Source organism: Pantoea sp. 18059, assembly GCF_902706165.1.
Classification (GTDB): Bacteria; Pseudomonadota; Gammaproteobacteria; order Enterobacterales; family Enterobacteriaceae; genus Pantoea; species Pantoea agglomerans.
The window spans coordinates 1-524 of sequence record NZ_CACSJS010000022.1 but is presented as its reverse complement, the minus strand read 5'-3'; the positions used below and the strand labels follow the sequence as shown (position 1 = coordinate 524).

General features: G+C 60.9%; 1 protein-coding gene and 1 pseudogene. Both read left to right on the top strand.

Annotated elements, in window-relative coordinates:
- A partial coding sequence (locus GVJ63_RS21845) for a hypothetical protein (protein WP_159227356.1) occupies positions 1 to 278 on the top strand: 278 nt, incomplete at its 5' end.
- Positions 275 to 524, top strand: a pseudogene (locus tag GVJ63_RS22450) (hypothetical protein); the annotation flags it as partial. The gene GVJ63_RS21845 and the pseudogene GVJ63_RS22450, both read left to right, overlap by 4 nt.

Here is a 524-nt window from a genome sequence, read left to right as displayed (position 1 = left end):
GGGTCTCTAGCTACGGCACGAGCGATGAACCTGAGCAAGCCTCCGACCAGAAGGTGGAGGAAAAGGCCAGCGCCACGCCGAAAAAAGAGACTGCGGCCTCCACGGAATCCGACGTCGTCTCTGCACCAGCCAACGATCGAGCCCATGCCATCGCGGTGACCTCGAAAGCGAGTGAGCGAAGCAAGACCTACCTGGCTGAGAAAGGGCAGGCGAAGGCTCCGGAGCAGGAGGTCGAGCACAGCCAACAACGGCAGAAACAACTGGGGATCCAACGATGAAAATCCTGCTCGCTTCTGTCGTGCTCGTGGCATCGGTTTCGGCGCAGGCCCAAGGCTTCTTTAAGAAAGCTACACCCGCTGAAAGCCCTGCGGTCGCGGCATCGCAACCGCGGCCTGCAGCGCAGGTGCAAGCTCCTGAAAAGGTGCCAGCGATCAAGCCCGCTGCTACTCAAGCCGCATCACCGGCATCTGCAGCTGGGCCTACGACCAAGCCCAAATCCATCTCGGAAAGGCCCAGGGCACAAC